This is a genomic window from uncultured Algibacter sp., from assembly GCF_963976535.1.
GTDB lineage: Bacteria > Bacteroidota > Bacteroidia > Flavobacteriales > Flavobacteriaceae > Algibacter_B.
The window spans coordinates 1-5,388 of sequence record NZ_CAXBLF010000103.1; the positions used below are offsets into that span (position 1 = coordinate 1).

The window sequence follows — 5,388 nt, forward strand, 5'->3', positions numbered from 1 at the left end:
AAAGAAAGTCATTTTTTAATTTTACCTTCAAAATCTGAAGGTTGGCCAAAAGCAGTGGCAGAAGCTATGTTTTTTGGAGCAATTCCAATTGCAACTTCAATTTCATGTGTGCCATACATGCTTGGTTATGGCAATAGAGGCGTTTTAATAGATCGAGATTTAAAAAAAGCAGTAGAGACTGTTCGATTGTGTTTAGATGATTCTGAGCGATTAAAATTGATGTCTATTAAGGCTTCGCAATGGTCTCAAAAATATACTCTAGATGTGTTTGAATCTGAAATCATTAAATTATTGAAAGGCTAATGAGAGTGTTACAATTAATAGATTCTTTAGAGGCTGGTGGTGCAGAACGTGTAGCGGTTAATTTGGCTAATGCATTATCAAGTAGAATTGCTGGCGCTTTTTTATGTACGACAAGAAAGGAGGGGTTATTAAAAGAAAGTATATCCAGCGATGTTGGTTATTTGTTTTTAAACAAACAAAAAACTATCGATTTAAAGGCTATTAAATCTTTAAATGCATTTGTGAAAGAGAATAATATTGAGATTATTCATGCACACTCAAGCTCATTTTTTTTAGCAACTATCGTTAAGATTTTAAATGGAAAAGTGTCTGTTATCTGGCATGATCACTACGGGAACAGTGAGTTTTTGAAAAACAGAAAGCATCGTGTTTTGAAATTATGCTCAAAATATTTTTCACATGTATTTAGTGTGAATAAGGTTTTGGAGATTTGGGCGACACAAAAACTTAAAATAGAAAACGCAACTTATTTACCTAATTTTGCTACTATTGATCAAAATCTGTCGGTTACAAAATTAAATGGTGTTTCAGGCAATCGTGTCGTCTGTTTGGCTAATTTAAGACCTCAAAAAGATCATTTCACATTAATTAATGCATTTAAGAGTGTGGTTGAGTTATATCCAGAATGGACATTGCATTGTGTGGGAAAAGATTTTAATGACGATTATTCTAAAAATGTAAAATCTAAAATAGCAGCAAAAGGTTTAAGTGAGTCTGTGTTTCTATACGGAAGCAAACCAGATGTTTATAATATTTTAAGTCAGTGTGAAATAGGCGTGTTATCTTCAAAATCTGAAGGATTACCAATAGCGCTATTAGAGTATGGTTTGGCAAATTTAGCGGTAATTGCAACAAACGTAGGTGAATGTGAAAAGGTTATTTTGAATAATGTTAATGGTCTGTTAGTTAATTCTTTGGATGTAAAAATGTTTTCAAAAACTTTAAGTATATATATTCAGAATATAACATTACGAAATGAGCATTCAGGTCGCTATAAAAAGTATATTCAGGAAAATTTTTCTGAGGAAGCGCAATTAGAAATTATTTTAAAAATCTATAAAAGCTGTATCAGGTAATTTGAAAAACTTCAACTATATAAAACTTATTGGTCTGCATATCCTTATTGGGATTGCAATATATAGTTTAGAAGTGCTTTCAAAAGTATATCTTCTAGTAATTTTCGTGTATTTTTCAAATCGTATTTTTAAAAGTAAGCGATCTCAAAAAGCATTACAGGTTTTAATGGCCTGCAGCTATGTCGTTGGAGTTGAAGTTTTTTTAAGGATGACGGGAGGAAGCTTTCTCTATGAAACATCAAAATACTTAGTAATCCTTTTTAGTTTAATGGGCATATTTACTATTAAACTTAACCAACCTATTCCTTATATAGTTTACATTTTTCTACTTATCCCAGGTATTTTAGTAGCTGGTTTTAATATCACGGAGCAAACAACTATTAGAACGGCGATTGCTTTTAATTTAAGTGGTCCAGTAAGTTTAGGAATCGTATCTATTTTTACTTATAAACGTAAGTTAGCTTATGAAGATATGCATAAAGTATTGTTGGCTTTGGCATTACCATTATTAGCAACAACAACGTATTTGTTTTTGTACACGCCCAGTATTAGAGAAACAATTACTGGTACGGGCTCTAATTTTGCTGCTTCAGGTGGTTTTGGTCCAAATCAAGTATCAACAGTTTTGGGCTTAGGCATGTTTGTTTTTAGTGTTCGGTTTTTTATGCAATCACCTTCACTTTTTTTGAAAATACTTAATGGACTTATTGTTGCTGGTATTAGTTTTAGAGCTATCGTAACTTTTAGTAGAGGTGGTGTAATCACGGCTTTGTTTATGATAGTAGTATTTGTTTATTACTATTTTAGGAAAGTAAATGTTAAAGCAAAATTTAGAATTAGTAGGACCGTTTTTCTTTTCTTAAGTCTAGGTTTATTGATTTGGTTATTCTCTTCAATTCAAACTAGTGGTTTAATTGATAAACGATATGCTAATCAAGATGCCTTAGGAAGAGAAAAAAGAGATATTTCTACAGGTCGAGCGGATTTGGTTTCGTTTGAAATAGATGAATTTTTAAAAAACCCGATATTAGGAGTTGGTGTAGGGAAAATAAAAGAACTTAGGCAAAAAAGCGAAGGCATTGAAGCAGCTTCACATAATGAAATAAGTAGAATTTTATCTGAACATGGATTATTTGGGATGATAGCATTTTTAATTTTATTAATAACACCTTTACTTTTTCGAATACATAACAATTCAAATATTTTCTTTTATTCGTTCTATTTCTTTTGGTTTTTAACCATAAATCATTCATCTATGCGTATTGCGGCACCAGCCTTTATATATGGGCTTTGTTTGTTGGATATTCAATATAAAAATACTACTATTCGTAAAAAAAGAAGTAACCAAACTAAAAAATAATCAATACTCATAAGTAATTGAAAAACATAGTATATATAGGGAATAAATGGAATAAAAAAAGGAATGCTAACTTTACATCAATTGACTTGTTAGAACCTTTGTTTATCGATTGCGGCTATAAAGTATTCTCAGCCTCTGATAAGGAAAACATTTTTTTAAGGATGACAAATATGTTATGGATGTGTTTTAATTATAGAAATAAAGCTGATTATGTTTTAATTGATACCTACGGTACATTAAACTTTTATTACGCCTATTTTGTAAGTCAGTTTTGTAGAATTCTTAAATTAAAATATATGCCTATTCTACATGGCGGAAAGTTACCCATGAGATTAAAGAACTCTCCAATTTTGTCAAGGGCTATTTTTAAAAATGCCTTTATAAATATAGCGCCTTCAATGTATACAAAGTCAAATTTTGAAGCATTAGGTTTTAATAATATAATTTGCATTCCAAATTCAATTGAACTAAAAAATTATCCTTTTAAGAAACGTGTTTTTAATGATGTCAGGTTGCTTTGGGTACGTTCATTTTCAAGAATTTACAACCCATTGTTAGCTATAAAAATTTTGAAAGCTTTAAAAGATGAAAGTATTAATAGCAGACTTTGTATGGTTGGTCCCGACGGCGATGGAAGTTTAAAAGCAGCAAAAAAGTATGCAGATCAATTGGGAATTGAAGTTAATTTCACAGGGAAATTATCTAAACAGGAATGGATTAAGCTTTCAGAAGACTATAACATTTTCATAAATACAACAAACTTTGATAATATGCCAATTAGTGTTATTGAAGCCATGGCATTAGGTTTGCCAGTAGTGTCAACCAATGTTGGAGGCATGCCTTTTTTGATTGAAAACAATAAAAATGGTGTATTGGTTGAACCTGATTCAGTGGAAGCATTTGTTAAATCGATAAATAATATGGTTAGTTTTACTCAGAACACCACTATTTTAACCCAAGAAGCACGAGCCTGTATAGAAAACTTAGATTGGAAAGTTGTTAAAAAACAATGGATTAATGTCTTGAAATAATTTACGCTTAATAGATTTTACTTCCTATATTTATGGTCTCTCAATTTATCCCTTCAAATGTCTAATAGTAGTATTCATTTCAATATTTCTGAGCGTAAAATACTCTTGCGTGTTTTTGATGTACTTTCTATACTGTTAGTGCTATATTTTGTTAGTAATAGCTTTGATTTTGACTACTTCACACTAACAAAAGAAAAATGGGCGTGGGTATTAGTTCTCATTTTATACGTTTCCATTTTCGGAACCGTTTTTGAATTATACGATTTACAAAAGTCCAGTAAAATTGAGAAGATTTCAACGGGTATCGTTTTTACTGTTTCTACTACAGTTCTATTCTACCTTCTAACACCATTTTTTACACCAGTTTTACCAGATAACAGGTTGCAAATACTATTCTTTTATTTTGCAATTCTAATAGCTTTGTTTTTATGGCGAATAGCCTATATCACTTTTATTGTTTCTCCAAGATTTTATAAAAAAGTTTTAATTATTGGTGAAACTTCAAATATTGAAACCATTGTTGAAGCTTTTAAAAGTTCTGATCCTAATTATAAAATAGTTGGTTTTGTTAATTGCGAAGTAGATAAAATGGCTGCGGTAAAGTTTAATGCCATAAAGGAATACAGTCCCAATGATATTAGAGAAGTCATTAAAAAAGAAAATTTATCTGAAATTGTTGTGGCTAGTTATAGTTCTGAAAATATTACTTCAGAAATTTATTATACACTTATAAAGTTATTAGAAGAGGGTTTTCCAATCAATGAATACACTCAAGTTTATGAAGATTTAACGCAACGTATTCCAGTCCAGTTTGTTGGAAAAGATTTCTACAAATACTTCCCATTTAGTAGAAGTAATCAGAATAAACTGTATTTGTTTTTTCATCGTCTTTTTGATATTTTACTCTCGCTTATAGGGATTTTAATAGGAATTTTGTTTCTGCCAATTATCTTATTAGGTAATGTTATCGCTAATCGTGGACCTCTGTTTTATACGCAGGATAGAATAGGAAAAAACGGAAAAATTTTTAAAATTATTAAATTCCGTACCATGATTAAAAATGCTGAAAAATCTGGTGCCATGTGGGCTAAAAAAGGCGATGTTAGGGTTACTTCATTTGGAAAATTTTTAAGGTATGCAAGGCTAGACGAAATTCCTCAATTTGTAAATATTTTAAAAAGTGAAATGAGTTTAATAGGTCCAAGACCAGAGCGCCCGTTTTTTGTTAGAGAATTATCGCAGATGTTACCTTTTTATGAAACCAGACATATTGTGAAACCAGGTCTTACAGGTTGGGCGCAGGTAAAAACAAGATATGCTTCTTCAATTGATGACAGTTTACTTAAACTGCAATATGATTTATATTATATTAAGCACAGAGGCTTTTTTCTAGATATAAATATTATGATAAAAACCTTAAGTACTGTTATTTTCTTCAGAGGACAGTAATTCAGTAAACAGTATTCAGTAAACAGTGTTCAGCCTCAGTTTTCAGTTGTTTTCGTGTAGATTGTAGATATTCAATTCTTTTCAACTTTTAGAACAATCACTTTTGACTAATTTGTGTCTGGACGGAAACAGACGATTTTTATAATTTGAATTATTTTTGATGTCATTT

5 protein-coding genes are annotated in these 5,388 nt (G+C 30.5%); all 5 read left to right on the top strand.

Going from position 1 to position 5,388, the window contains the following annotated elements; all coding sequences use genetic code 11:
• Positions 1–303: glycosyltransferase (locus AAC024_RS15560; protein ID WP_339896408.1), on the top strand; the 303-nt coding region annotated here is incomplete at its 5' end.
• Positions 303–1,379: a glycosyltransferase gene (locus AAC024_RS15565; protein ID WP_339896409.1), complete on the top strand. Its 1,077-nt coding sequence runs from the start codon at positions 303–305 to the stop codon at positions 1,377–1,379. The genes AAC024_RS15560 and AAC024_RS15565, both read left to right, overlap by 1 nt.
• Before the next feature lies 1 nt (position 1,380).
• Positions 1,381–2,739, top strand: a complete 1,359-nt coding sequence (locus AAC024_RS15570) for an O-antigen ligase family protein (RefSeq protein WP_339896410.1) — start codon at positions 1,381–1,383, stop codon at positions 2,737–2,739.
• Between the two features lie 17 nt (positions 2,740–2,756).
• Positions 2,757–3,770, top strand: a complete 1,014-nt coding sequence (locus AAC024_RS15575; RefSeq protein ID WP_339896411.1) for a glycosyltransferase family 4 protein — start codon at positions 2,757–2,759, stop codon at positions 3,768–3,770.
• 57 nt (positions 3,771–3,827) lie between these two features.
• Complete coding sequence (locus AAC024_RS15580; protein WP_339896412.1) at positions 3,828–5,219, top strand: exopolysaccharide biosynthesis polyprenyl glycosylphosphotransferase; 1,392 nt, start codon at positions 3,828–3,830, stop codon at positions 5,217–5,219.
• The last annotated feature ends 169 nt before the right edge of the window (positions 5,220–5,388 follow it).

Excerpts from the sequence above, each read along its gene's own strand:
- AAC024_RS15565 (WP_339896409.1), top strand. The coding sequence starts at position 303 with ATGAGAGTGTTACAATTAATAGATTCTTTAGAGGCTGGTGGTGCAGAA.
- AAC024_RS15580 (WP_339896412.1), top strand. The coding sequence starts at position 3,828 with ATGTCTAATAGTAGTATTCATTTCAATATTTCTGAGCGTAAAATACTC.